Origin of the sequence: Candidatus Kosakonia sp. 282A-S69, assembly GCF_029433855.1 — a bacterium.
In the GTDB taxonomy this organism is placed as follows: Bacteria; Pseudomonadota; Gammaproteobacteria; order Enterobacterales; family Enterobacteriaceae; genus Kosakonia; species Kosakonia cowanii_A.
Genome location: NZ_JAROAU010000003.1, coordinates 2640458 through 2665300, shown reverse-complemented (window position 1 = coordinate 2665300; position 24843 = coordinate 2640458). Strand labels below are relative to the sequence as shown.

25 protein-coding genes, 1 tRNA gene and 1 pseudogene are annotated in these 24843 nt (G+C 46.0%); 19 read left to right on the top strand and 8 right to left on the bottom strand.

Going from position 1 to position 24843, the window contains the following annotated elements:
* Nucleotides 1-2 precede the first annotated feature (2 nt).
* Nucleotides 3-1514: a leucyl aminopeptidase gene (pepA, locus tag PU683_RS18255; protein WP_023480432.1), complete on the bottom strand. Its 1512-nt coding sequence runs from the start codon at nucleotides 1512-1514 to the stop codon at nucleotides 3-5.
* Nucleotides 1515-1667: 153 nt separating this feature from the next.
* Between pepA and PU683_RS18250 the strand changes: the two genes are divergently transcribed.
* The 5 genes from PU683_RS18250 (at nucleotide 1668) to PU683_RS18230 (ending at nucleotide 6232) form a co-directional block, all read left to right on the top strand.
* On the top strand, nucleotides 1668-1718 hold the full coding sequence (locus PU683_RS18250; protein WP_216848985.1) for a hypothetical protein: 51 nt from the start codon (nucleotides 1668-1670) through the stop codon (nucleotides 1716-1718).
* Nucleotides 1719-1781: 63 nt separating this feature from the next.
* Entirely contained in the window at nucleotides 1782-2882 is a 1101-nt protein-coding gene (gene lptF, locus PU683_RS18245; RefSeq protein WP_277173920.1) for an LPS export ABC transporter permease LptF, read from the top strand.
* Nucleotides 2882-3967 (top strand): LPS export ABC transporter permease LptG, encoded by a 1086-nt coding sequence (gene lptG / locus PU683_RS18240; RefSeq protein ID WP_277173919.1) that lies wholly within the window; start codon nucleotides 2882-2884, stop codon nucleotides 3965-3967. Before lptF ends, lptG begins: the two co-directional genes overlap by 1 nt.
* Before the next feature lie 49 nt (nucleotides 3968-4016).
* Complete coding sequence (locus PU683_RS18235) at nucleotides 4017-4508, top strand: hypothetical protein (RefSeq protein WP_277173918.1); 492 nt, start codon at nucleotides 4017-4019, stop codon at nucleotides 4506-4508.
* A gap of 86 nt (nucleotides 4509-4594) precedes the next feature.
* Nucleotides 4595-6232, top strand: coding sequence for a dihydroxyacetone kinase subunit DhaK (locus tag PU683_RS18230; protein ID WP_277173917.1), 1638 nt, complete (start codon nucleotides 4595-4597; stop codon nucleotides 6230-6232).
* Between the two features lie 172 nt (nucleotides 6233-6404).
* Here PU683_RS18230 and ahr read toward each other — a convergent pair whose 3' ends face one another.
* Nucleotides 6405-7424 carry an NADPH-dependent aldehyde reductase Ahr gene (gene ahr / locus PU683_RS18225; protein ID WP_023480305.1) on the bottom strand — a complete coding sequence of 340 codons (1020 nt, stop codon included), beginning with the start codon at nucleotides 7422-7424 and terminating at the stop codon, nucleotides 6405-6407.
* Nucleotides 7425-7659: 235 nt separating this feature from the next.
* On the opposite strand from ahr, the gene PU683_RS18220 reads away from it, so the two are divergent.
* A complete protein-coding gene (locus PU683_RS18220) occupies nucleotides 7660-8112 on the top strand; it encodes a lysozyme (protein WP_277174331.1) in 453 nt (150 codons plus the stop codon).
* Here PU683_RS18220 and PU683_RS18215 read toward each other — a convergent pair.
* Together PU683_RS18215 and PU683_RS18210 are read right to left on the bottom strand one after the other, a co-directional pair.
* Nucleotides 8109-8687, bottom strand: a complete 579-nt coding sequence (locus tag PU683_RS18215) for a class I SAM-dependent methyltransferase (RefSeq protein WP_277174330.1) — start codon at nucleotides 8685-8687, stop codon at nucleotides 8109-8111. The genes PU683_RS18220 and PU683_RS18215 overlap by 4 nt on opposite strands.
* On the bottom strand, nucleotides 8687-9709 hold the full coding sequence (locus tag PU683_RS18210) for an HNH endonuclease family protein (protein WP_277173916.1): 1023 nt from the start codon (nucleotides 9707-9709) through the stop codon (nucleotides 8687-8689). The genes PU683_RS18215 and PU683_RS18210 overlap by 1 nt, the downstream gene beginning before the upstream one ends.
* Nucleotides 9710-9930: 221 nt before the next feature.
* Between PU683_RS18210 and PU683_RS18205 the strand changes: the two genes are divergently transcribed.
* The 7 genes and pseudogenes from PU683_RS18205 (at nucleotide 9931) to PU683_RS18175 (ending at nucleotide 15352) form a co-directional block, all read left to right on the top strand.
* A tRNA-Leu gene (locus PU683_RS18205) sits at nucleotides 9931-10015 on the top strand.
* A 189-nt stretch (nucleotides 10016-10204) separates the two neighbouring features.
* A pseudogene (locus PU683_RS18200) lies at nucleotides 10205-11455 on the top strand (tyrosine-type recombinase/integrase).
* A gap of 87 nt (nucleotides 11456-11542) precedes the next feature.
* A complete protein-coding gene (locus tag PU683_RS18195; protein ID WP_059236049.1) occupies nucleotides 11543-12682 on the top strand; it encodes a DNA cytosine methyltransferase in 1140 nt (379 codons plus the stop codon).
* Nucleotides 12618-13694: a hypothetical protein gene (locus tag PU683_RS18190; RefSeq protein WP_032301165.1), complete on the top strand. Its 1077-nt coding sequence runs from the start codon at nucleotides 12618-12620 to the stop codon at nucleotides 13692-13694. The genes PU683_RS18195 and PU683_RS18190 overlap by 65 nt, the downstream gene beginning before the upstream one ends.
* A 141-nt stretch (nucleotides 13695-13835) precedes the next feature.
* Complete coding sequence (locus tag PU683_RS18185) at nucleotides 13836-14645, top strand: DUF6387 family protein (protein ID WP_103848391.1); 810 nt, start codon at nucleotides 13836-13838, stop codon at nucleotides 14643-14645.
* 165 nt (nucleotides 14646-14810) lie between these two features.
* Nucleotides 14811-15017, top strand: coding sequence for a helix-turn-helix transcriptional regulator (locus PU683_RS18180; protein ID WP_277173915.1), 207 nt, complete (start codon nucleotides 14811-14813; stop codon nucleotides 15015-15017).
* Between the two features lie 20 nt (nucleotides 15018-15037).
* Complete coding sequence (locus PU683_RS18175) at nucleotides 15038-15352, top strand: hypothetical protein (protein ID WP_277173914.1); 315 nt, start codon at nucleotides 15038-15040, stop codon at nucleotides 15350-15352.
* A 161-nt stretch (nucleotides 15353-15513) separates the two neighbouring features.
* Here PU683_RS18175 and PU683_RS18170 read toward each other — a convergent pair whose 3' ends face one another.
* Nucleotides 15514-16068: a hypothetical protein gene (locus tag PU683_RS18170; RefSeq protein ID WP_277173912.1), complete on the bottom strand. Its 555-nt coding sequence runs from the start codon at nucleotides 16066-16068 to the stop codon at nucleotides 15514-15516.
* A 438-nt stretch (nucleotides 16069-16506) separates the two neighbouring features.
* Here PU683_RS18170 and PU683_RS18165 point away from each other — a divergent pair, with 438 nt between their 5' ends.
* Together PU683_RS18165 and PU683_RS18160 are read left to right on the top strand one after the other, a co-directional pair.
* Nucleotides 16507-17352 carry a ParA family protein gene (locus PU683_RS18165; RefSeq protein WP_274919794.1) on the top strand — a complete coding sequence of 282 codons (846 nt, stop codon included), beginning with the start codon at nucleotides 16507-16509 and terminating at the stop codon, nucleotides 17350-17352.
* Nucleotides 17353-17354: 2 nt separating this feature from the next.
* A complete protein-coding gene (locus PU683_RS18160) occupies nucleotides 17355-17741 on the top strand; it encodes a hypothetical protein (protein ID WP_274919795.1) in 387 nt (128 codons plus the stop codon).
* A 45-nt stretch (nucleotides 17742-17786) separates the two neighbouring features.
* Here PU683_RS18160 and PU683_RS18155 read toward each other — a convergent pair whose 3' ends face one another.
* From PU683_RS18155 to PU683_RS18145, 3 genes are read right to left on the bottom strand one after another with little or no spacing between them, the layout of a single operon-like run.
* Nucleotides 17787-18665 carry a hypothetical protein gene (locus PU683_RS18155; RefSeq protein WP_277173911.1) on the bottom strand — a complete coding sequence of 293 codons (879 nt, stop codon included), beginning with the start codon at nucleotides 18663-18665 and terminating at the stop codon, nucleotides 17787-17789.
* Nucleotides 18666-18674: 9 nt separating this feature from the next.
* Nucleotides 18675-19826, bottom strand: coding sequence for a DUF3696 domain-containing protein (locus PU683_RS18150; RefSeq protein WP_277173910.1), 1152 nt, complete (start codon nucleotides 19824-19826; stop codon nucleotides 18675-18677).
* Nucleotides 19827-19828: 2 nt separating this feature from the next.
* Nucleotides 19829-21745, bottom strand: coding sequence for a DUF262 domain-containing protein (locus PU683_RS18145; protein WP_277173909.1), 1917 nt, complete (start codon nucleotides 21743-21745; stop codon nucleotides 19829-19831).
* 597 nt (nucleotides 21746-22342) lie between these two features.
* Between PU683_RS18145 and PU683_RS18140 the strand changes: the two genes are divergently transcribed.
* The 4 genes from PU683_RS18140 (at nucleotide 22343) to PU683_RS18125 (ending at nucleotide 24817) form a co-directional block, all read left to right on the top strand.
* Nucleotides 22343-22882, top strand: a complete 540-nt coding sequence (locus tag PU683_RS18140) for a type IV secretion protein Rhs (RefSeq protein ID WP_277174329.1) — start codon at nucleotides 22343-22345, stop codon at nucleotides 22880-22882.
* A gap of 3 nt (nucleotides 22883-22885) precedes the next feature.
* A complete protein-coding gene (locus PU683_RS18135) occupies nucleotides 22886-23296 on the top strand; it encodes a putative T6SS immunity periplasmic lipoprotein (protein WP_277173908.1) in 411 nt (136 codons plus the stop codon).
* A 323-nt stretch (nucleotides 23297-23619) separates the two neighbouring features.
* Complete coding sequence (symE, locus tag PU683_RS18130) at nucleotides 23620-23961, top strand: endoribonuclease SymE (RefSeq protein WP_277173907.1); 342 nt, start codon at nucleotides 23620-23622, stop codon at nucleotides 23959-23961.
* A gap of 244 nt (nucleotides 23962-24205) precedes the next feature.
* On the top strand, nucleotides 24206-24817 hold the full coding sequence (locus tag PU683_RS18125) for a tyrosine-type DNA invertase (protein WP_277173906.1): 612 nt from the start codon (nucleotides 24206-24208) through the stop codon (nucleotides 24815-24817).
* The last annotated feature ends 26 nt before the right edge of the window (nucleotides 24818-24843 follow it).

Genomic DNA, 24843 nt, shown 5'->3' with positions numbered 1-24843 from the left:
TGTTACTCTTCGCCGTTAAACCCGGCGCGATTGAGCAGGAACTGCGACAGCATCGCGACCGGGCGGCCGGTGGCGCCTTTCGCTTTACCGGAACGCCACGCGGTGCCGGCGATATCCAGGTGCGCCCAATTGTATTTGCGGGTAAAGCGCGCGAGGAAGCAGCCCGCGGTGATCGCACCGCCAGGACGGCCGCCGATATTCGCCATATCCGCAAAATTGGACTCTAACTGCTCCTGATACTCATCGCTCATCGGCAGACGCCAGGCGCGATCGCCCGCCTGCTCGGAGGCACCAATCAGCTCATGGGCCAGCGGATTGTGGTTCGACAGCAGACCAGTGATGTGGTGACCCAGCGCAATTACGCAGGCGCCGGTTAACGTCGCCACGTCGATCACCGCTTCCGGCTCGAAACGCTCAACGTAGGTCAGCACATCGCACAGCACCAGGCGGCCTTCGGCATCGGTATTAAGCACTTCAACCGTCTGGCCGGACATGGTGGTGAGCACATCGCCCGGGCGGTACGCGCGTCCACCAGGCATGTTTTCACACCCCGCCAGCACGCCGGTGACGTTGATCGGCAGTTGCAGTTCAGCCACCATGCGCATTACGCCATACACCGCCGCCGCGCCGCACATGTCGTACTTCATCTCATCCATGCCTTCGCCAGGCTTGAGCGAGATACCGCCGGAGTCAAAGGTCAGCCCTTTGCCGACCAGCACAATCGGGCGCGCGTCTTCAGACGGATTGCCCTTGTACTCAATTACCGACATCAGCGATTCGTTCTGCGAACCCTGGCCGACGGCGAGATAGGAGCACATGCCCAGCTCGCGCATCTGCTGTTCGCCAATGACGCGGGTGGTGACATTTTTGCTGTAGGAGTCCGCCAGCTGGCGCGCGTGGGAGGCAAGATAGGCCGGGTTACAGATATTTGGCGGCATATTGCCGAGATCTTTCGCCGCTTTGATACCGGCGGAGATTGCCAGACCATGCTGGATCGCGCGCTCGCCGCTGGTCAGCTCGCGACGGGTCGGCACGTTGAAGACCATTTTACGCAGCGGGCGACGCGGCTCGCTCTTGGTGGTCTTCAACTGATCGAAGCTGTAGAGGGTCTCTTTCGCCGTCTCAACGGCCTGGCGCACTTTCCAGTAGGTGTTGCGCCCTTTAACGTGCAGTTCGGTCAGGAAGCAGACCGCTTCCATTGAGCCGGTATCATTCAGCGTATTTATCGTTTTCTGAATGACCTGCTTGTACTGACGCTCATCTAATTCACGCTCTTTTCCGCAGCCAATCAGCAAAATACGTTCGGAAAGCACATTTGGCACATGGTGAAGCAGCAGGGTTTGACCCGGCTTGCCTTCCAGTTCGCCGCGACGCAGCAGCGCACTGATATAACCGTCGCTGATTTTATCCAGCTGCTCGGCAATCGGAGAGAGCCGGCGCGGTTCAAAGACGCCAACAACGATGCAGGCACTCCGCTGTTTCTCCGGGCTACCGCTTTTTACACTGAACTCCATGCACTACGCTCCTGAATCTTAAAGACAACGGCGGCGGCTACGGATAGAATTGCAAGCTTTCGTAACTCAGGTCCGCTGTTGCGGTGACTTCGTGTTAATCTTAACGTTACTGCGGTTTCGGCACGTCAGAATCGGGTCTCACGCACGTATCCGCTGAGTATATTAATCTTAGCGATCATTTCGACGACTCAAGAGAATAAATGACGTTTAAGCCATGAAACAAGCGATTTTCCAGGAAAAAGACTGGTTTTTACGGGCGTAATTAAAGTGATAATCACAAGATATCTGGTGCGGGAGACGCTAAAAAGCCAGCTTGCAATCCTATTCATCCTGCTTCTGATTTTCTTTTGTCAGAAATTGGTCAGGATTTTAGGCGCAGCCGCTGACGGCGAAATCCCCACGAACCTCGTTCTCTCTCTGCTCGGGCTTGGCGTGCCAGAGATGGCGCAGCTGATCCTGCCGCTGAGCCTCTTCCTGGGTCTGTTGATGACGCTGGGTAAACTTTATACAGAAAGTGAAATTACGGTGATGCACGCCTGCGGCCTGAGCCGCGCAGTGCTGGTGAAAGCGGCGCTGGTGCTGGCGCTCTTTACCGGCATTGTGGCAGCGGTCAACGTGATGTGGGCCGGGCCGTGGTCTTCCCGCCATCAGGATCAGGTGCTGGCCGATGCCAAAGCCAACCCTGGCATGGCGGCGCTGGCGCAGGGGCAGTTCCAGCAGGCGACGGACGGCAACTCGGTGCTCTTCATCGAAGGCGTGGACGGTAAGAACTTCACTAACGTCTTCCTTGCCCAGCTGCGTCCAAAAGGCAACGCCCGTCCTTCTGTGGTGCTGGCAGACTCCGGGCAGCTCTCCCAGCATAAAGATGGTTCGCAGGTGGTGACTCTCAATAGCGGTACGCGCTTTGAAGGCACTGCGATGCTGCGCGATTTCCGCATCACCGATTTCCAGAACTACCAGGCCATTGTCGGTCACCAGGCTGTGGCGCTCGATCCGACGGATACCGAACAGATGAATATGCGTACGCTGTTCAATACCCACGATCCCCGCGCCAGCGCGGAATTGCACTGGCGTTTAACCCTGGTTTTTGCCGTGGTCATGATGGCGCTGATGGTGGTTCCGCTGAGCGTGGTCAACCCGCGTCAGGGCCGCGTGCTCTCGATGCTGCCGGCAATGCTGCTCTATCTCATCTTCTTCCTGTTGCAGACCACCCTGCGCTCCAATGGCGCGAAGGGGAAGCTCGACCCGATGATCTGGATGTGGGTGGTTAACCTGAGCTATCTGGCGCTGGCCGTGGTGCTGAACCTGTGGGATACGGTGCCAATGCGCCGGGTTCGCGCCCGTTTTACCCGTAGAGGAGCGGTATAATGCAGGCTTTTGGCGTTCTCGACCGCTATATCGGTAAAACCATTTTTACCACCATCATGATGACCCTGTTCATGCTGGTATCGCTCTCGGGCATTATCAAATTTGTCGATCAGCTGAAAAAAGCGGGGCAGGGGAGTTACGACGCCCTCGGCGCAGGGATGTATACCCTGCTCAGCATGCCGAAAGATATCCAGATCTTCTTCCCGATGGCGGCGCTGCTTGGCGCACTGCTCGGCCTCGGCATGCTGGCGCAGCGCAGCGAACTGGTGGTCATGCAGGCCTCTGGCTTCACCCGTATGCAGGTTGCGCTGGCGGTGATGAAAACCGCGATTCCGCTGGTGCTGCTGACCATGGCAATTGGCGAATGGGTGGCACCGCAGGGCGAGCAGATGGCGCGTAATCAGCGTGCGCAGTCGATGTATGGCGGCTCGCTGCTCTCGACCCAGTCTGGCCTGTGGGCGAAAGATGGCAATAATTTCATCTATATCGAACGGGTGAAGAGCGATATCGAACTGGGCGGCGTCAGTATCTATGCGTTTAATAAAGAGCGCCGTTTGCAGTCGGTGCGCTATGCCGCGTCGGCGAAGTTCGACGCCGAGCATAAAATCTGGCGCCTGTCGCAGGTCGATGAGTCTAACCTGACCGACCCGAAACAGGTGACCGGCTCGCAGACCGTAAGCGGGACCTGGAAAACCAACCTGACGCCGGACAAGCTCGGCGTGGTGGCGCTCGATCCTGATGCGCTCTCTATCAGCGGCCTGCACAACTACGTGAAGTACCTGAAATCGAGCGGCCAGGACTCCGGGCGTTACCAGCTCAATATGTGGAGCAAGATCTTCCAGCCGCTCTCCGTGGCGGTGATGATGCTGATGGCGCTGTCGTTTATCTTCGGCCCGCTGCGCAGCGTGGCGATGGGCGTGCGCGTTATCACCGGCATCAGCTTCGGCTTTGTCTTCTATGTGCTGGATCAGATCTTCGGCCCGCTGACGCTGGTCTACGGCATCCCGCCGGTGGTTGGGGCGCTGCTGCCAAGCGCCTCCTTCTTCCTGCTGAGCCTGTGGCTGATGTCGCGAAAGAGCCAGTAAATAATCAAGAGAGGCTGCGGCCTCTCTTCTTTTTTGCAAGGAGCAGACGATGTTATCTCTCGCCAGGCGCTTTGCGCTCCGTTTCTCCACCGCACTGCTGTTCGGCATTCTCAACGCCCTTTTCACCCTGGCGGTATTGGGCGGGCAGTGGTTAACCTCGGCTGCGGGCGACAGTGCGCTGCTGGCCTTTGAAACCATCGTTACGGTGCTGGCGCTGCTGCTGGTGCAGTGGCTTATCCGCCGGGCCGCTGCGCTGGCGCAAGCCGTCGGCACGGTGCGCCGCGGCTCGCCGGAAGAGGCACAGGCGGATCGCGTGCTGGCACGCTTTACCGCGGCGGAGACCCTGCTCAGTGAACTGTCGATCAGCGTCCTGCTTCCGGCGATTGCCGCGTTTTTCCTGCTCGATTCGCACCTTGCGATGTACCTCCATGGCGGCCTGCTGGCGCTGGCGCTTGCCGTCAGCTTCTGGCAAGGCAACCGTCTCGACACGTTACGTCATACCCACGGTTACACCACTGATTTTGGCCGCACCACGCCCTGATACCTTTCAGTAAAATCTGGTCTTTGCCCCGCTGCGCCCGGCGCGGGCTATGCTTGAGGGATGTTTCACTACACTCCCGGAAGATTATGTCCAGATTCTTTTTCAATGACCGCAAACAGCTGGTCAACGACGCCATCGAAGGGCTGGTGATCTCGGCCCCGCACGGCAACCTTGTTCGTCTTGAGAGCGATCCGGCGATCCGCATCGTCGCCCGCGCCGACTGGGATAAAAGCCGTGTGGCGGTTATCTCCGGCGGCGGCTCCGGCCATGAACCGGCCCACGCCGGGTTTGTCGGCAAAGGGATGCTCACTGCCGCCGTCTGCGGCGATCTCTTTGCTTCACCGAGCGTAGACGCGGTGCTGAATGCCATTGTGGCGGTGACCGGCGATCGCGGCTGCCTGCTGATTGTCAAAAACTACACCGGCGACCGGCTCAACTTCGGCCTCGCAGCGGAGAAGGCTAAACGCTACGGCCTGAAAGTGGAGATGGTGATTGTCGCCGACGACATCGCGCTGCCGGACAACAAACAGCCGCGCGGCATCGCCGGTACGGCGCTGGTGCACAAAATTGCTGGTTACGCCGCAGAGCAGGGTAAATCCCTAAGCGAAGTGCGCGACCTCGCCCAGCAGGCCTGCGACAACGTCTACAGCCTCGGGCTGGCGATGGAGAGCTGCAACCTGCCGGGCAGCGACAGTGAAGAGGGGCGTATTCAGCAGGGCCACGTTGAGCTTGGCCTCGGCATTCACGGCGAGCCGGGTGCCAGCACCCTTGAGACCCATAACAGCAAATCGCTGATCGAGACGCTGGTTGAACCGCTGCAGGCGGCGGTTGGCAACGATCGCGTTGCGGTGCTGATCAACAACCTCGGCGGCGTCTCGGCGCTGGAGATGGCGCTGCTGACCAAAGAGCTGGCTCATTCCGCGCTGAAAGATCAACTGGCCTACCTGATTGGCCCCGCGCCGCTGGTCAGTTCGCTCGATATGAAGGGCTTCTCCCTTTCGCTGCTGCGTTTAACGGATGAGTTTGAGCAGGCGCTCTGCGCCGAAGTGCAGACCGTTGGCTGGCAGAAGCCGGTCACCTTTGCGCCGATGAAAACCCAGCCGCATAAAGCGGTCTATGCCGGGCTGGAGAGTGAGCCTTCCGATAACCCGCAGGTGAAAGCGCTGGTGGGCCGCGCCGCGCAGACGCTGATCGATCTGGAGAGCCGCCTCAATGCGCTGGATGCGAAAGTGGGCGATGGCGACACCGGCTCGACCTTTGCCGAAGGCGCGCGCGAGATCAAGCGCCTGCTGGAGCAGAACGCGCTGCCGCTGAACAACACCGCGCAGTTGCTGCAACTGATTGGCGAGCGACTGGCGACGGTGATGGGCGGCTCCAGCGGCGTGCTGATGTCGATCTTCTTTACCGCCGCAGGCCAGGCGGTGCATAGCGGCACGCCGTTGCCCGACGCACTGCTGCTGGGGTTAAAGCAGATGAAACACTATGGCGGGGCGGATCTCGGCGACCGGACGCTGATCGATGCGCTACAACCGGCGCTGGAGGCGCTGCGCGATCGCGGATTAGCCGCTGCCATCGATGCGGCGCAGAAAGGGGCCCAGAGCACCGCCACCATGCAGAAAGCGGGCGCGGGGCGTTCATCGTACGTTAACAGTGAGAACCTTGAAGGCGTGACCGATCCCGGCGCCGTGGCGATTGCCGAGGTGTTTGCCGCGACAGGGAAATAAGAAGCGGTGCCCGGTGGTTCACCGGGCACTGTCGCCGTAGAGCAGATGTCGCTGAAACCGCGTAGGCCGGATAAGGCGAAGCCGCCATCCGGCATTAAACTCGCACGCTCAACAACGCGGCGTCCGGCGTAAAACCTGCCCGGCGGCATTGACGCTCACCGGGCTGAACGGTTTAAAAATCCGCTTTCAACACCACGCGATAACGCGCTTTACCGTCGCGCACATGCTGCAACGCTTCGTTGATCTGCGACATCGGGAACATCTCGATGGTCGGCGCAACCTTCGCACGACCGGCAAACTTCATCAGCTTACGCAGCTCATACGGCGTACCCGTTGCGGAACCGGAGACGCTGCGATCGCCGCCAATCAGTGTAAAGGCCGGCACTTCCAGCGGCTTCATCACGGCACCGACAGTGTGGAAGTGACCGCCGTGCGCCAGCGCTTCGAAGAAGGGCAGCCAGTCAAGATCGACGTTCACGGTGTTGATGATCAGATCATACTGACCCGCGCGCGCTTTCAGCGCTTCCGGATCGCGGCTGTTCACCACATAGTCCGCGCCCATCAGACGCACTTCCGCCTCTTTTGCCGGGTTCGAGCTGAACGCCGTCACTTCGCAGCCCATCGCGCGCAGCAGTTTGATGGCGATATGGCCCAGACCGCCAATACCGATCACACCAACGCGGCTGGTGGCGGTGATGTTGTGCATCAGCAGCGGTTTAAAGACGGTGATGCCGCCACACAGCAGCGGACCGGCGGTTTCAATATCGATGCTGTCCGGCAGGGGAATCACCCACTGCCAACCGGCGCGGATTTTATCGGCGAAGCCACCGCGGTTCAGAATGGTCGGCACCGCGCCTTCCAGGCAGTTGATCTGGTTGCCGTCGATACAGGCGTCGCAGTGGCCGCAGCTGTGCGCTGTCCAGCCGATACCCACGCGCTGACCCACTTTCAGCCCTTTGTTCTGCGCGGCGTCACCCAGTGCCACCACGTGGCCAATCACCTCATGCCCGGCAACCAGCGGATACTGGGAGAAGCCCCATTCGTTGTCGATCATCGACAGGTCAGAGTGGCAGATCCCGCAATAATCCACGGCGACTTCAACATCTTCAGCCGCCAGCGGGCCTGCATCGTACTCCTGAAGCTCAAGCTCGGCGCCTGCCTGCGGCGCGGCGTAGTTTTTGATGATGCTCATCACGGATTCCTTTATGTTGAGGGAGACGCTTGAAGTGTAGGGCATCTGCGGCGGCTCTGGCAGCCTGTGGCTGTGCATACCGCCCGTTTCGTTAAGCGATTGCTCTGAAAGCCGCGTTTTTTAGGATTTTCCATCCGCATATTAAGCCGCCGTGACTTTGCAACACGATGTGTCCGAACCATCCTCAAATGAGGGCGCAGCGCTCAGCGCCACACTCTCTACAGGAGCAACGATGATGGCGAATCAACCGCAACACACCGGCGACGCTGGCGTCGCGTTAATCAAATCATTTGAAGGGCTACGGCTGGAGAAGTACCGCGATGCCGTTGGCAAGTGGACCATTGGCTACGGTCACCTGATCCTGCCGAACGAGAGCTTTCCACACCCTATCACCGAAGCGGAGGCTGACGCACTACTGCGCCACGATTTACAGGTGAGCGAGCGCGGTGTGCACCGGCTGGTGACGGTCGATCTCGACCAGAATCAGTTTGATGCGCTGGTGTCGTTTACCTTCAACCTCGGCGCCGGGAACTTGCAGAGCTCGACGCTGCTCAAGCTGTTAAATCAAGGCGACTATACGCAGGCCGCCGACCAGTTCCTGCGCTGGAACAAAGCGGGCGGCAGAGTGCTGCCCGGCCTGACGCGGCGGCGCGAAGCGGAGCGGGCGCTGTTTTTGCAGGCGGGTTAGCGCTTGTTAACCAGCGCGTTTAGCCAGCTTTCATCGTGATCGGGGCGCTGATCCTGTGTTATCCACATTTTATGGATTATCAGCTCAGGCAAGGGGGCCAGCAGCGCGGTCAGCCGGGTCTCCGTCATATCGCTAAAACGGCGGCCCGCCAGTTCGCGCTCGCTGTCGCCATATTTAAACGACAGATACCAGATGCCGCCGGGTTTCAGCGCGCGCGCCAGGGTGTTTATCACCGCAGGTAGTTCGTTATACGGGACATGCAGGAGCGAGGCGCAGCACCAGATCCCGTCATACTTCTGCGTTTCATTCAGCTGGTCGAAGGTCATCTCCTTGACCGGCAGCCCGCTGTAGTGACGCGCCAGCGCCACCAGTTCGGCAGAGGCGTCGAACGCTTCGACGTTATAACCTTTGCGGGCAAAGGCCAGCGCATCGCGCCCGGAGCCGCATCCTGCATCCAGCACGCACGCCTGTTCCGGCAAGTGCACCATAAAGTCGGCGTACAGCGGCGACATATCGAGATCGACCGTGCCGTCGAAGAAGGTTTGTGCATGGTTCTGGTAGTAGTTCATCGTCATCATAGCACTCGCTGTTGTTCTCTCTCTGGGGCCCAGGTTTTCAGCTGAGAAGCCAGCGCCGCATTCCAGCGGTCATTCAGGAAGGCTTTGCGCTTCGGCTCGCTGTTACCGGTCTGGTTGATAATCGCCTCATGCAGCGGCAGGCGGCTATTAATAAAATACTCATTGCGGGCATGCAGGCGCGCCAGCAGCGGCAATGTTGGCAACTGGGCGAACTTACCCTGCGCGCCACGGTTGCAACTCTGGCAGGCCAGCACCAGGTTCCAGACGCCGTTGAGGTTGACGCCCGGCAAACCTGCGCGCGCCATCAACGGGATAAAGTGATCGACGTCGGCTAATAACGGATCGCCGTTTTCGAGACTGATCGGCGCATGGCAGTAAAAACAGTGCCCTTTCTGGTAACCATTGAGGCTGTTACGGCAACTGGTCAGCGTGATGCGCGCGCTTTTAAGCTGGGTAAAGAGCGTTTGTTGCTGGTCATCATAGTGAACGTCCAGCAGCTGCGGCGGCAGGTTCATCTCCCAGGCCTTTTCGACCAGCGTCCAGCGCGCATCCGTCTCATGCACCAGGTTCTGGAACTGCGGCGTCTGCGTCAGGCGGTAAAAATCATCCGTCAGGCGAATGCCTTTGCCTTCGCGCTGCTCATCAATAAAAAACTGCTTCTCAATCGGCCCACCGTTGACGTTATGGAACGCCTTCAGCACCACTTTAAAACCCTGCTTCGCCGTCACCTGCAACAGCTCATCGTAACTAATCTCGCCCCGATTAAACTGCAAGCAGGCGGTGATAAAGGGGCCAGGTTTGCTGGTGTTGAGGATCTGCTTTGGTGCGTTTTTCAGGTGCGCACAGATATGCTGGCTAAAGGGGATCGCCAAATCCTGCAAGGAGATGAATGTGTTGCTGCGGTCGATATCGTACAGCGCATGCGCCAGCGCGAACTTATAGGTCGCGAAGTTGTTGCCAAAGAGGATCACTCCCCGCCAGTAGTTCTCCAGCGTGGGATCGACCTGGTAAAAACGCATAGGTTTTCCTGGTGATGGATTACCGGTGAATGTTACGCGATCACATAACAAATGCGCAGTGATGTAAATCACCGAACAATTGGTTTGGTGAATTTATGAGGGGAGGTGAGGGGGCGGTTTAGCGCTGAAAATTTCAGCACTTGGCAGGCGTTACGCGCGGCGCTGCTTGCATGGAGGCGATTGACAGGTATAATCCAACACGTTTCCGCATCCCCTTCCGTGCCGGAGTGGCGAAATCGGTAGACGCAGTTGATTCAAAATCAACCGTAGAAATACGTGCCGGTTCGAGTCCGGCCTTCGGCACCATACAAAGCTTTTTTCAAGTCTACTAACGTCTACTTTAGTCCATAAAAACAGCGAGTTAAGCAGGTTCCTGGCTTTCCTTAGTCTGTCCACGTCTACTCAATTCCTTGAACATATACCAACTGATGATGGTATAACTGTTGGTATTCCCGGTTCGATAGATTTTGATACCAACACTGGAGGTATCAACTGATGGCTCTCACCGATATCAAAGTTAGAACTACCAAGCCCTCCGACAAACCTTTCAAACTCACTGATGGGCAGGGGATGCACTTGCTGATCAACCCCAATGGCTCAAAATACTGACGACTTCAATATCGTTTCGACGGTAAACAGAAAGTTTTAGCATTGGGTGTCTACCCAATGGTCTCTCTTGGTGAAGCTCGCAGGAAACGAGATGAGGCCAAAAAGTTGGTTTCTGATGGTATCGACCCTTCCGAGAAGAAAAAAGCAGACAAGATCGAGCAGAGCGAAGCTCTGACATTCGAGTCTGTCGCAAGGGACTGGCATACTGCCTGTAAAAGGAAATGGTCTGATTCCCACAGCGAGAGAGTTCTAAAAAGCATGGAAGATGGTCTCTTTACTGCTATTGGTAGAAGAAAAATATCCGAACTTAATACCAGAGATCTCCTTGCCCCTATCAAGGCTGTTGAAGCTTCGGGGCGATTGGAAGTTGCTGCCCGATTACAGCAAAGAACAACGGCAGTAATGAGATATGCTGTCCAGAATGGGCTGATAGATTACAACCCTGCTCAGGAGATGGCAGGAGCTATTGCGGTAGCTAAAAGAGTCCACAGGCCAGCTTTACCATTCGAACGATTCTCAGAACTTTTAGAACGAATTGATAGTTTCAAGGGTAGAAAACTCACGAAGTTAGCCGTGAAACTCACATTGCTCATTTTCATTCGGTCAAGTGAACTCAGGTTTGCTCGTTGGTCAGAGATAGATTTCGACAATGCCATGTGGACTATCCCTGGGGAACGTGAGCCATTGCCAGGGGTCAAACATTCTCATCGAGGCTCAAAAATGAAGACCCCACACCTCGTGCCGTTAAGTCGTCAGGCTTTAGAACTCCTCAAAGCTATCAGAGAAATCAGCGGTGAATGTGAACTTGTGTTCATTGGTGATCATGATTTTAGAAAGCCTATGAGTGAAAACACGGTAAACAAGGCTTTAAGGTCTATGGGCTACGACACTACTGTTGAAGTATGTGGACATGGTTTTCGTGCGATGGCATGTAGTGCGTTGATCGAATCGGGAAAATGGTCAAGGGATGCAGTTGAACGGCAGATGAGCCACCAAGAGCGAAACTCCGTTCGTGCTGCCTACATTCATAAAGCAGAACACCTTGATGAAAGAAGGCTTATGTTGCAGTGGTGGGCTGATTACCTTAATGCCTTGAAAGATAGGTTTATCAGTCCCTTTGATTTTACAACAAAGTAGCTTGATCAACGATTAACTATCCACTGGCATAGCCGTGTGATATGATTACAATGGCTATATTTTTAATTTAAATTTAATAGGTAAAAAATGTCCACAATTAACCCCGCAATTTTTTCTTTTTTCTCTGGTTCAGGATTTCTTGATCTTGGATTTGAAAAAAATGGTTATGAAGTGGTTTTCGTGAATGAATACCATGCTCCGTTTATGGATGCATATAAACATTCGAGGAAAAAATTAAATATAGCACCACCTCGTTTTGGGTATGCAGAGTGCAGTATTGAAGATGTAGAACATGAAAAAATTAAGTCTTCTATGCTTCAACTTAAAAATGAGGGGCGATTGACTGGATTTATTGGTGGTCCACCATGCCCGGATTTCTCTGTAGCGGGTAAAAATAAAGGTCGAGATGGTGAAAACGGTCGGCTTTCACAAAGCTATATTGATATCATTCTTGAAATGAAACCAGATTTCTTTCTTTTTGAGAATGTTAAAGGTCTATACCGTACCAGTAAACATAGGGAGTTTTTTGACCATTTAAAAACTCAATTAGAATCGGTTGGTTATTGTTTGCATGAAAAACTAATAAATTCTATTGAGTATGGTGCTCCTCAAGATAGGCAACGAATCATATTGATTGGTTTCCTTGATGAAAAATATGCAAGTCAGTTCAATTGGGGGCAAAGAGTCTACCCTGAAAGAACTGCATTTGAATATAATTGGCCGACGACAAACCAATTTTCAGAAAACACTTCTGTTATAAAACCAAAGGGTATCCCAGAAGAGTTAACAGTAGAGCATTGGTTCAAGAAAAACCAGGTTGATAATCATCCAAATGCAAAGCATGTATTCGCGGCAAGAGCAGGGCTTGCGAGGTTTTTGACTGTCGAAGAAGGGGACGATAGTAAAAAATCCTATAAAAGATTGCATAGATGGAGATTTTCACCAACTGCTGCTTATGGTAATAATGAGGTACATTTACATCCTTATAAACCAAGAAGAATTACTGTTGCCGAAGCATTAGCAATTCAGTCTTTACCAAAAGAATTTGAATTACCTGCTTATATGACTCTGTCTAATATGTTTAAAACAGTCGGTAACGGTGTACCCTACTTAGCAGCGGCCGGTATTGCCAAATCTATTATAGAGCATTTAGGAATCGAATATGAGAGTAACTGCGGCGAACTTAGCACAGGCGATTGCCAATCTACCAAGAAACACGCAGTTTAATTATGTAAATGTGCGAAATTCGGGAAGAATCATTGTAACGAATGTCCAACTTCCCGAAGGCCCAATAGAATTTAAAAGATTCGATCCAAAAAAGGGTGAGACACTACATAGTTCTAAATCGGAAAGCATCTCCACACAAATGCTGTGGAGATTGGCTAATGCTTTACAGGAAGATGTCCCTGTCAATTTGGATCGTATTTTTGGTGCAAGCTATAATACACGTGCTGTTCTCGAAAGCCTTTTGGCCCATACTCCTGAGTTTTATTGGTGTAAGCTTGATCGCCTTGAGGTAATGAACACTCAGAAAAACATTAAAAAAGGTCACAAGCACCTTATTTATAGACCAAATGACCCACATGAAAATGGTGTAGCAATAGAACATATTACTAATGTTATAATTTCTGAGATGAATTTAGATGTTGTCCATCAATCAGTTGATATAGAGACAATCTTACCTACTAAAGGAATGACGATTGAGGAAAAAAGACGTCATGCACAAATTCAAATCTCATTAGTAAAAATAGGTCATTACTTAGGTTATCGAACATGGGTTGCAGCAAATGATCGAGGCCTCCAATATAATGGAAAATCTATAGCCCAAATGGATGGGGTCATAGATAATTTAAGAAATGAACAAGTGCTTCAATCATATGATAAAGCTATCAAGGAAGCTCGGCTTATAGATTGCATTTGGTTTCGAAATGGAAAATTAATGCCTGCAGTTATGGAGATTGAACATAGCACTGGTATTAAAAGTGGTTTGGTAAGAATGAAACAATTTTATGATTATGCACCACAGTTAAAAAATATACGTTGGACCGTTGTGGCACCTGACGAATATAGAAATAAAGTTATAGAGTTTTCTAATATGCCACAGTTTAAAGAATTAGATACTCGATTCTTCCCCTATTCTGCTGTAGAGGAACTCTATTCATTATGTGCAAGAAGGAATCCTCAAGGAATTACAGACGATTTCCTCGATGCATTCATGGAAAAGTGTGTGACACATTAGTACTCCATAATCAGTTACCGGAGCAAATTACTTTGCTCTGGTTGGTTAACTGAAAATTAGTATTAAAATATGAAGGTGTTTATTTTATAAATAAATATCAAATTTAATGTTTTTTTCAATGATTATTTCTAAGAGCGGTTTATGAGAGCAATTAGCCCCTTTGAGGAATTGAAGAACTGGTTTAATCTTGATAACTACGAACCGATAAAATCGGTTACAATCAAGGAACTGCATAGAGAAATTGTGTTTAGAGAAGTGATTTTTGATAGTATAAATTTTGAATGGGAAGATGAAAATCAAAATTTGAAGTCAATCCTTGACGGTAATCCTATTTTAAGTAGACAAGAAAATTATCATGATCCCTATGTTAAGGGACAAAAACATGTTGTACAGATAAGTTTCGGTGATATAGAAAAATTAGAAAAAAAACTAATAATGTTTGATATGGATTTCTTTGAACAGAATGGTGATTTCAAGAAAGAATTAAAAAATAAACCCATAACACAAACCATGAGAGACTTTTTTCTCAACAAAAATAGCAGCAAGATGTATGTATCATTTGATTTGGGGTTATCTAGTGATGAGGAAATTATATCAGCCCTGCAAACTATGCTTCCAACTCTAAGGAAAGAATACGAGATTGATCCAGTAAAAACAGAAAAGATAGGGCTCGCAAAAATAAGAAAACTTATCGATTACAACATTATTCCTATGATGGACCTACTAATTTGGTCAAAATTCAAAAAAGCAAAAATCTCAAATATGGTCTTGTCTCGTGTGTTGTATCCTGATTTCACTCACGAGATTAGAGGCGAAGATCACATTAAAGATACAGATAGGCCCGTTGCTGAGAAGGCTTTAAATGGAGAGATAACTCGTAGTTTGGAGTACTTTCTTAGTAAAAACAGTCATCTCACCAACATACCGATTTCAGAACTCGGATCTCTCTAGCTATAAATCATCATGCATTTGTCAAGGGGATGGTGAAAATATTTTTCTTCCCCTAAATTTCTCTCCATTCTTCCCTCATCTAAATTTTCAGTTATCAGCACTCCCTTCATAGATACAAATCTGTGTGGCTAATATCTCCTTAACGGAAGCGGAGGAGACAGCCAAATGAATACAACCAATCAAAGCTTAATTCGTTTACCAGAAGTCTTGAAACGAATTGGTTTCGGCAAGGCCTGGATCTATCGTCTGATCAGTGAAGGTCGGTTTCCGGCACCCGTTAAGATAGGAGTTCGTGCCGTTGCTTTTATCGAGAGTGAAGTTGACGAGTGGATTCAATCAGTTATCGAAACAAGTCGAAATAATGTTGCTTAGTTAATTTGGGGAGACATGTTATGAATATCGAAGAATTTGTGAGTGAAGATAACCATATGTGTAATCTGGGTCAGGAACTTTTTTGTGAAATTTTCGAACCCGGAGCGATTTACGATTTACCTGATAATGAGTTTAACAGAAAGATTGTTTACTGGTTAAGCCAGTATTTAGTGGGGAATCTAAGAGAACCGTTAGATTCGATCTCTGAGCTTAATATTTTCGAACAGTTTTATGTTTATGAGACATGGTTCTCGCTAATTAAATGCCCTGATGAAATTAGGAGTTTATCGAAACGGATAATTCGATATCAGATTGGGCTGAAAACTCTTTTATAAAAATGTAAAGTTTGGCCCCATATTTTGGCATAAAACCTTACAAAATAACTTACATTATTTTGGTTGCCGTTTATTTGCAAGGCAGTGAGATAGTTTTCGAAGTATTAGGTGTACATAACCTATATTCATAATAGCATTCGGTATAATGGGGTTTATATTTTTTAGAAAGGGCTATGACGATCTTTAGAGTTTTTGATACTACGCAGTAAGCTTATTGCATTTGATAAATTGGAGATTAATTCATCCTTGGTATTATGTTTTTTATTGAACTCTGCTAATTTTTCGAAATAAAACTCTAAGATCGATATAAAGAATTTTGCAAAAGAACATAGTAAAATCATAGCCTTAAATAGAGCAAGAGTATGCATGTCAATAGCATTCTCTATTAATGTCAAAATATCATTAGGGTTTTGATCATAAGTTTTATATAATACAATTGCCGCAGAAAAGAATAATGCACAATCATTTAGAGACTTAACTGACTTGCCGACCTTTTTGAAAAAAAATGAAATGAATAAACCACCTATCATTGCACTAATTAAAAGAATGTCTTCTTTATATATTGTCATTAAAGGTGTTGTTAAATTAAATATTTCTAAATCAAATTTATCCACAAGGTACTTAATGCTGATACTAAGGGCTACCAATAAACCCAAGAAAAAGATGCCCTCGATAATTATTTTCCTAAAAAAAAATCGTTTTAATGATGGTGTCATTTAAGCTCCCAGCAGTGATTAATATACATTATGTAAAATTTTTTAATTAATTTAAATTATTACAAAAAATAGCTCATGAACGTTTCAACTAAAAACTGTAGCACCACTATCTCAAAAAAGAAATAGGGTGCTAAACCATATGTTATGTAATTTGGTTTTTATTCTAATAGTTCAATTTGAAATGATAACTAACTGACCATTTTTTTCGATGAAGGAATTGGGCTACCGACAATTGATAACGTTATGTTAGTATTCGAAGTGATTATAAAAGTTATTCTTTTATATTTCCCCAAATTTCTAACCAACATTGATAGATAAATGATCTTAGTTATTATATATTAGATGATATAATAAATCGAAAGGATTTATTATAGATTATCATTTGATTTCCACGTAATATGAAAACCAATCTTGTCAGCTATCATGAGGGAAAAAGGAATGACAAAAATAGTTAGTTTTATTAATTTAAAAGGAGGTGTCGGAAAAACGACAACTTCAGTCAATATCTCTGCCGTGCTTGCAAAAAAAGGATATAAAGTTTTAGTGATTGATTTAGATCCACAAACGAATGCAACAGTTTCTTTAGTAGATCAGAATAAATGGCAAGAAGTACATGATTCAGGGCAAACACTGTACCACCTTTTTAATGATAGATTAAATGGAACTAATGACTTTGATATTAACAAAGCTATACTAAAAGATGTCGGTGGGATAAAAAGATTAGATTTATTACCTTCAAGCATTCATTTCGTTGAAATACAAGATAATATTCCTGATATGGACACAAAAGCATATGTTAGTCATGTAGATGTGCTTGGAAATACTATTGAGCCTATTAAAGAGGAATATGATTACATTATAATTGATTGCCCACCTAATTTGGGGGCTATCACATTAAATGGCATATCCATCAGTGATTACTACATTGTCCCAACAGTCCCTGATATCTTATCAAAAATTGGTATAAGTTTGATTCTTAACCGGATAGACAATTTTGTTTCTAAAAAAACAGCTTGTAAAATTGAGCTTGGTGGCATTATTTTTACTAAAGTCGATTATCGAACTAATCTACATAAATCTACCATGCAGGAGCTAAGATCGGGTCAGTTAGGTAACTTTGTTTTCGATAATGAATTCCCCCAACGAATCTCAGTTGCAGAGGCTCCCACAGACTCCAAACCGTTCATAACTTCTTCAATTGCCCAGAAAAAGCAAGACTTTTACGATACAAAGGCAATCATTGAAGCCATTACCAATGAATTTATCGCATGTGTTGAGGATTGAAAATGACTCAAATTTCCAAAAAGGATATTATAGCTTTTAGTCGAGTTCTTTCTGAGCTTGCGGAATCAATTGGTAGAGAACCTGAAATTATTTTAGATCTCATAGCTAATAAAAAACCAGGAAAATCTATAAAGCCAACATCTTCCATTGTGACTGAACCTGTAATCAGTGATGTTGCATCCACCATCAATTTATTTGAAGATTTTAAAGGAAAAGATAAAGACACTATTTTCGATGCTCTTAAAGAACTACACAAAAACGATTTATTATTTCTTATTAAAAAATACAATTTGGGCTACACACGCTTGAAGTCACAAGAAACTATTGCTGATTACATCGCTGATTTAGTTAGCAAGCGAAATACAGATGTTTTTATTAAGCAGAAATAAAAATGAAATTTGTTCTCCCTTCATCTATGGGAGAACATTTCAGTTTCATAAATGATCACCAATATGTGCTATTGCAATCTTAGGATTTTCTGTTGGGATTTTGTTAAAAAAACCAAAATATATCCTGTTGTATCTATACGTTCCTGTTTTATTGCAACCGTCTTCATATTCTAATTTATAATGAAACTCACAGTTTACATTTTTATATATTACACCGTTAACTTTGAAATCTCTTTTCAACTCTCCAATAGAACGACGATTTTTTCCTCCCCCCTCTGGTGTTACTGGATATATTAGAGATGCTTTCATTGCATTAATATTATTTAAAGAATCATTTGGTATTATTTTGTAACTATTAACGAAATATAAAAATTCAGTAATGCCTTTAAGAAAGTTTACATATCCACCTTCCATTTTGTCGATAGCATTAAATGTGTATGGTGGATTATCTAAGAATATTATATTCTTGAAAACCTCCTGGATTGCAGAAGCATATTCCTCAGAGCTTCTTGGGTGATTTTCTAGAATACTCTTACAAAATAGAATAAGGTCTTCTTCATTTTCTATAAATCCAGTGGTTCCGCTGATAGGGGAAGTACAAAGTGGATCTTTGTACACGGATAATAATCTACCTAAATGGATGGGGGGGGGATTATTGATTAATAACTGCAGATTTTCACAATTTAAATCTAACACCTCAGATTTTATCTTATAAAATTCATTCATCAGACCCCCATGGTCAGATGAGGTTGACATAATAAATTCGATAAATTTTTGATCAAAGGTATTTGAACGAAAAAATTTTTTGAAATCAGAACATACTTTAGATACAAAATCTTGTAGTCTTAAAATCTTCGTTAAAATATCTAAATTATCCTCTTCAAAGGATAGGTTTTCGATAAATAAGCAAATTCCAGCCTTCATCCTATTTCCTTATTTAGTGATATTAGGAATGTCGAAAGATCCTGTCATTATTGTATACATATCAAGTGTTTGTTGATCAAAAAAGCCCTTCGGCCAACTTGAAAGTTTTCCATCTTTGCCAATAGATATCTTTTCTGCAGTAGATTCATTATTCTCATGTGAAATATAAAATAACGAAATTAGCTCAGGTGAAAAGTCAGGAGATGTTCTTGCTACGACACGGATTCCGTTGAGAAGGTGATCGCTATGAGTTTCTATCAATACCTGTACTCCCGCTTGAGCAGTGTAAGCTATTAATCTACCCATATAGCTTTGTCCTCTGGGGTGCAAATGGGCTTCCGGGTTTTCTAAAACTACTAATTCGCCGGGTTTTGCTAAAAGTAATGCTGAGACAATACTCAAAGCATAGCTATAACCAAAACCAATATTTTTGGGTTTAGTTTGTTTTCCTGACTCAGCCTGTATTGTGTTATAAGCAATGTTTGCATTAACTTCCAATTTTGGATGTATTTTATAATTTGGGGATATTTCATCCATCCATGCCTGTATATTATTCGCAACCCTGACATTATTATAATTATGATGTATTCTTGGGTCGTCTTTGTTTGGATTACCATCTTTCAGTATTAGTCTATCTTGTCTATTCATTATATTGTCTAATACTTCGATGACATATTCACCTTTTTTCCCCAACCAATCGCTATGAAAATTGTGTTGTGATAAAGAAATATTGTCTCTTGGACCAATACGTTCGGCTTCAATATATTGAAAATTACTTGCATTTATAAAGTCTTTGATTTTTTTAATGCTATCCATACCTGAAATACATGGAAGTTCATTACGAAGATTTGCTGAGTCCTCTTGTGTAACCCCCCAACTGACTTCACATTCTTTAACTGATAGAGTGATTTTCAGTTGATCATCATCTGAAATAAAGTCATTAATAATATCGTCAATACGACCAATGTTTATCAGTTCACCATTTAACTTTATATCATTTTTACTACCAAAATCAGACTGTAACACCATACCTATGGCTTGCATTACTGTACTCTTACCGACAGAGTTATTACCACAAAATACATTTAGACCTGACAAATCAAAAGATTGCTCTTTGTATGATTTAAAATTTTTGAGTTTTATCGATTTAATAGGGAGCATTATCAATTACCCTCATTAGCATTAACAATCTTAATGCCTGTGCTTTGTTCAAGAATTTTCGCAAAAGAATTGAATCTATATAATATGGTTATTTTCTTTCCTGTTGAGGTAGAGATAGAGTCCTTAAACCCTCGCTCTGCTTCAATGTAAGTCTGTGAATCCCATGTGGCATATTCTTTTGAATTGCTATCAATAGCAGAATAAAGGGTATCAACCAATTTATCAGAATTTTTAAGCAATAATTCTTCTTGTTCCTCAGTAACATAATAGAAATAGTAAATTATCACTTCATAAAGTTGCTTACTTATAGGTGATGTATTAGAGCCAATCTCTTTTATGAAAGCTAAATCACCGAAAACATCATAGGCGAGGTTTAAAGCCCTCAAATATTTTCTTTCTATTTGAAGATACTCGTTGCATTCATTCGAAATGTACGCACTTCCTAAATCTATTTCTTTTTCGTTTAATAAGTTTAGTTTATATAGATTTAAGTTTTCCATGGCTTTTGATAAAAACTTATCATAGGAATTAAAATTATAATTTTTAAAGCCAATATTTATAAATGCAAGAGCAGCAAGGCAAAGCTCCATATCCTTTTGTCTATCAGGCTTAACCTTACCATGCGTTGCTTGTTTGAATTCGTTTTTGGATGCCAGATACCGTAAAAACTTAACACTTGAACCTTGATTCAGGGCCGAACGAATTTCTTGATCACTTAACTTAACACCATATGTATTGATACGGTGGAATAATTCAACTATGAGATCAGTGCTATCTTTATTCATTTCTATAAAGTAAGCCGTGATTTCATATTCTCTTATGGCTCTTTGTTCAGTGCGAGTAAGCTTACCAAACTCTTTACCATTTAAATCCTCAAGGATATCAAGTTTAGAAAGTTTAAATTCTCCACTCATAAAATCATAAATTGTTGTGATCCGTTGTAAACCATCAACAACGACCCACTTATCTTCTGCGATTCGATTACCAAAATAAAATACAGGAAGTGGGAGTTTTAAGAGAATAGACTCGATTAATTTAGACTTCTTCTCATTATTCCAAATACGATCTTTTCTTTGGAAGTCAGGTTGTAGTTCAATATCACCAAAATGAACCCGATCAAAAATGAGAGATAAAACCGGAGTCTTGGAAGTAATTCTTGCAACACCAAGTTTAGCTTGTAGAGTTTTTAATTCCAAGTTCAACTGTGATGATGTTGTATCATTTTCACCCTCATCTACTCCATAAGTATTGGGTGACTCTATAAGTTCTTCTACAGTAGTATTATTACTAATTTTTAATGTTGGCACCTCTATATTATAATCAAGAGTCACAACTGAGTTAGCCATATCTGCGGAAAGCTCTTTAAATCTATTAAGAGTAACCTCAACCTTTTTTGAAGCAATTTCAGATGGGAATTTCTTCAGAACTATTTGATAAGCATCATCAAGGCTTTGAACTAATTCAACCTGCTGTTCATAAATTTTCCCAAGATTCAAATTGAGAAAATTATCAATTTTTTTTCTTAAAATTCTAAATTCAGAGCCTTGAACTTCTGATAATGTCGCTGCCTCATGGACATTATGACTACGCAATAACAGATGTTTTTTGTTTTCATACTTGAAATGTTGAATATAGGGTAAGTTAGCAAATATTGTTTCTGGTTGGTTCCTGCTCGAAGAACTACCGTAAAGAACCTGCTCTACATTACAAAAACCTCTAATATTTAAATTGCTGTAAATCGATTCAAGCTCTGATAATGAACGTGTTTTAGATTCAGAATTAGAAGAGACTTTATATTTACCGTTTTCACGATCAATGCTTATAATACATAGTGGAGGCGTAGAAGGATTAATTGGCTGTAGCTGTTTGCCAAAAAGAAGATTTTCGATGTCGTTTAGCACTTGTTCAAAGTTAAGCATTAGTGCTTCCTAAATCCATGTTAGAATTGAAAACCATCCTGTAGCATACCATCATTTGGGTATTGGTTCAATTTTTATCTTTACTTCAATAAAAAATTGCGTTATGCGTTTAAATGACTATGTTGCGTGATGGTATTTATGATGGTATTGATTATATTGTATTCAGAAAATGACATATAAACCAATGAGGTAAGTACGATGTTCGAGTCCGGCCTTCGCACCAAAGGATAAAGAAAGTGGCTAAGATCACTTAATTTTCCTGTACCATGTATCCGCAAGGCTTTCTGCGCTTTTCAGTCAACCTAAACAACCTTACTCACTCAAAAAATTTACTAACATGCGCAAATCTGGTTGAACATCCCGGCTAGATAAATCTTTATGAATATCACTTGATTAATCAAATAGGGATAGTAATACTTATTTTAACTATTTCTTATTTCTGTATTTGAACTCAATGAAAGCTTCCCCATGTTTATAAATCCTTATTTTCTCTATCCTATCTTTTCTTATATTGAGCGTTGTAAGTCTGGACAATTCTAATAGCCCTCAATAAAATCCTTAGCTCTCATGGTTTAAAAGGACTTAATTATGTCAGCAATTGATATGCAACCAGAAGAAGGGACGTTGCGTCTGATGACTCCCGGTGAGATAGCTATGGCTCGAAGGATCTATGGTGATTCGATTGTGTATAGCCGGGTATGGATACACTGCGATAGCTATTTACCTTTTGGATGGCAGCATCCAAAGTTTGCGATGACACCGAATGGTGAGCTGTGGTTAAGAAAAGAGAAGTATGTTGCGGACTACTCAAAAGCATCAGTATCAATCGGTCTGAAGCATCTATTTATTCATGAACTGGCGCACGTCTGGCAGCACCAGACAGGACGATGGGTAAGATTACGTGGTTCTTTTAGCTGGGCTGCTGATTATACTTACAGGCTCGATAAAGAGAAGCTTACGGATTATAGCCTCGAAAGGCAGGCATCTATCATCGCGGACTACTGGCTGTTAACGGTCTACGGAATGAGGACATGGCGTGATAATCAAGGAGATAAACTGATGGGCAATTACCGGGGCGTAGACCATTTAAAAGATGTTCCTGCACTCTATGAAAAAATCATTTATGGGCGAGGGTAGACGATGAATAAATTCATTTTAATCGCGGCTGTATTTCTGCTCACCGGCTGCCCAGGGCCTATGGATCCTGTTCCTCAAGAGCACCCCGCACAAGCCCGATTGGTCGACAATCAGGTATGCATCACCGTTCCGGCCAGGGCGGGCGATAAAATATTTTCTGTGCAGTTTGGTACTGAATCAGGCCGTGAGGTATACAAAACTTTTGGTCAGTCTAAGCAGCAACTCCCCGTTGTTCAGGGTCAATGCCTGCCCACGTTTGATTTTCAGTTCAGGCCGGGTGACAGGTACGCGGTTTATTATAAGTTAACAAACCCGCACACCGGGCCGGGTAAGTTGTTTGCCGCGCGGTTCTCGCTGGAGAAGAGTGAAAATGACCACCTGCAGCTGAAACAATACAGTCGTAGTGAATATTAGAATTTTGAGAGGATTGCTTTGTGGGCGTAAAACCAGGCCTGGCGGAAAAAACTCATTCTGGACGCTCTATTCAGTAGGAATAAAAACTTCAATTAATAAGTTATTTTCAGCGCGTCTTTCAGATGCGCTTTTTATTTTTTCTCAAAAAATAAATCTCACTTCTTAATATTTAAATCGCTTCAGAAGCTTCTTATTTTATCCTGTTTTTATCTGGACTTTATTTCTGTTTATTGGTGATATGTACAGGTTTTTAGCGCGATGCGGATGTGCTGCAACACACCCGCACCGCTCATCACAATCACTATTTACGGAGAATAGCAATCATGACTGACACGCATTCTATTGCACAACCGTTTGAACCAGAAGTCTCCCCGGCAAATAACCGTCAACTGACCGTAACTTATGCGAGCCGCTATCCGGATTACAGCCGTATTCCCGCCATTATTATGAAAGGGCAGTGGCTGGAGGCCGCCGGTTTCAACAGCGGTACGGGAGTCGATGTGAAAGTAATGGAAGGGTGCATTGTGCTCACCGCCCGAAAAGCCGCACCCGAAGAGAGCGAACTGATGCGATCGCTGCGCCAGGCGTGCAAGCTTTCAGCGCGGAAACAGAAGCAGGTGCAGGAGTTTATAGGAGTGATTTCCGGTAAACAGAAAGTCGCCTGAATATAAACCCCCTCCCGGCACAGAGCCGGGAGGGGGTAATTATCAGCAAGCGATCGTTCCCCGCAGCATATCTGCTGCCGACTCTCTTCTCTGTTAGTCACATATCCTCCCCGAAATGCCAGCATCAAAATAATCTCCCCAACTCCCCCTTTCCAAAATGCTATCCTGTCGCTGGATTCAGGCCGGGCGACATTCATGGTACTGGCCTGATTTTATTCCCCTTTTTAAAGTAAGGAGTAAGACAATGTCAGTTAAGAGAAAACACCTGACTCGCCACGAGGTGAAGCAAATATTGCTGGCAACAGATCGTGGGCTGCACTTTGCGCGGGATTACTGCCTCATCCAGATGTGTTTTTTACACGGGCTGCGCGTCAGCGAGCTGTGCGATATGCGCTTGTCCGATATCGATCTGGTCGGGCGGTCGGTTTACGTCCGGCGGCTCAAAAACAGCCTCTCGACGCAGCATCCGCTGTTCGATACCGAACTGCCTGCGCTGACGCGCTGGCTGAACGAGCGTCGCCGCTGGCGGGATGCGGACAGCGACTGGCTCTTCCTCTCGCAAAAAGGCGGGCCGCTCTCGCGTCATCAGGTGAGGTTGCTGCTTAAACGCTATGGCGAACTGGGGGGGATCAGTATCTCCGCTCATCCGCACATGTTGCGGCACGGGTGCGGTTACGCGCTGGCGGATTTGGGGCGTGATACGCGTCTGATACAGGATTATCTCGGGCACCGGAACATCCGGCATACGGTGATCTATACGGCCACCAACACACAGCGGTTTCTCAATGTATGGGGGGATGCTTCGCAAAATCAACCATTTAGTGCCAAACCGCAAAGTAGTATCAGAAAAATTTAGGGTAGAGTCAAAATTTTTCTGATGCC

What these genes read in the sequence shown, in the direction of transcription:
- pepA (WP_023480432.1), bottom strand. Translation starts at nt 1,514, where the DNA reads ATGGAGTTCAGTGTAAAAAGCGGTAGCCCGGAGAAACAGCGGAGTGCC.
- lptG (WP_277173919.1), top strand. Translation starts at nt 2,882, where the DNA reads ATGCAGGCTTTTGGCGTTCTCGACCGCTATATCGGTAAAACCATTTTT.
- PU683_RS18235 (WP_277173918.1), top strand. Translation starts at nt 4,017, where the DNA reads ATGTTATCTCTCGCCAGGCGCTTTGCGCTCCGTTTCTCCACCGCACTG.
- PU683_RS18230 (WP_277173917.1), top strand. Translation starts at nt 4,595, where the DNA reads ATGTCCAGATTCTTTTTCAATGACCGCAAACAGCTGGTCAACGACGCC.
- ahr (WP_023480305.1), bottom strand. Translation starts at nt 7,424, where the DNA reads ATGAGCATCATCAAAAACTACGCCGCGCCGCAGGCAGGCGCCGAGCTT.
- PU683_RS18220 (WP_277174331.1), top strand. Translation starts at nt 7,660, where the DNA reads ATGGCGAATCAACCGCAACACACCGGCGACGCTGGCGTCGCGTTAATC.
- PU683_RS18215 (WP_277174330.1), bottom strand. Translation starts at nt 8,687, where the DNA reads ATGACGATGAACTACTACCAGAACCATGCACAAACCTTCTTCGACGGC.
- PU683_RS18210 (WP_277173916.1), bottom strand. Translation starts at nt 9,709, where the DNA reads ATGCGTTTTTACCAGGTCGATCCCACGCTGGAGAACTACTGGCGGGGA.
- PU683_RS18195 (WP_059236049.1), top strand. Translation starts at nt 11,543, where the DNA reads ATGTCCACAATTAACCCCGCAATTTTTTCTTTTTTCTCTGGTTCAGGA.
- PU683_RS18190 (WP_032301165.1), top strand. Translation starts at nt 12,618, where the DNA reads ATGAGAGTAACTGCGGCGAACTTAGCACAGGCGATTGCCAATCTACCA.
- PU683_RS18185 (WP_103848391.1), top strand. Translation starts at nt 13,836, where the DNA reads ATGAGAGCAATTAGCCCCTTTGAGGAATTGAAGAACTGGTTTAATCTT.
- PU683_RS18180 (WP_277173915.1), top strand. Translation starts at nt 14,811, where the DNA reads ATGAATACAACCAATCAAAGCTTAATTCGTTTACCAGAAGTCTTGAAA.
- PU683_RS18175 (WP_277173914.1), top strand. Translation starts at nt 15,038, where the DNA reads ATGAATATCGAAGAATTTGTGAGTGAAGATAACCATATGTGTAATCTG.
- PU683_RS18170 (WP_277173912.1), bottom strand. Translation starts at nt 16,068, where the DNA reads ATGACACCATCATTAAAACGATTTTTTTTTAGGAAAATAATTATCGAG.
- PU683_RS18165 (WP_274919794.1), top strand. Translation starts at nt 16,507, where the DNA reads ATGACAAAAATAGTTAGTTTTATTAATTTAAAAGGAGGTGTCGGAAAA.
- PU683_RS18160 (WP_274919795.1), top strand. Translation starts at nt 17,355, where the DNA reads ATGACTCAAATTTCCAAAAAGGATATTATAGCTTTTAGTCGAGTTCTT.
- PU683_RS18155 (WP_277173911.1), bottom strand. Translation starts at nt 18,665, where the DNA reads ATGAAGGCTGGAATTTGCTTATTTATCGAAAACCTATCCTTTGAAGAG.
- PU683_RS18150 (WP_277173910.1), bottom strand. Translation starts at nt 19,826, where the DNA reads ATGCTCCCTATTAAATCGATAAAACTCAAAAATTTTAAATCATACAAA.
- PU683_RS18145 (WP_277173909.1), bottom strand. Translation starts at nt 21,745, where the DNA reads ATGCTTAACTTTGAACAAGTGCTAAACGACATCGAAAATCTTCTTTTT.
- PU683_RS18135 (WP_277173908.1), top strand. Translation starts at nt 22,886, where the DNA reads ATGAATAAATTCATTTTAATCGCGGCTGTATTTCTGCTCACCGGCTGC.
- symE (WP_277173907.1), top strand. Translation starts at nt 23,620, where the DNA reads ATGACTGACACGCATTCTATTGCACAACCGTTTGAACCAGAAGTCTCC.
- PU683_RS18125 (WP_277173906.1), top strand. Translation starts at nt 24,206, where the DNA reads ATGTCAGTTAAGAGAAAACACCTGACTCGCCACGAGGTGAAGCAAATA.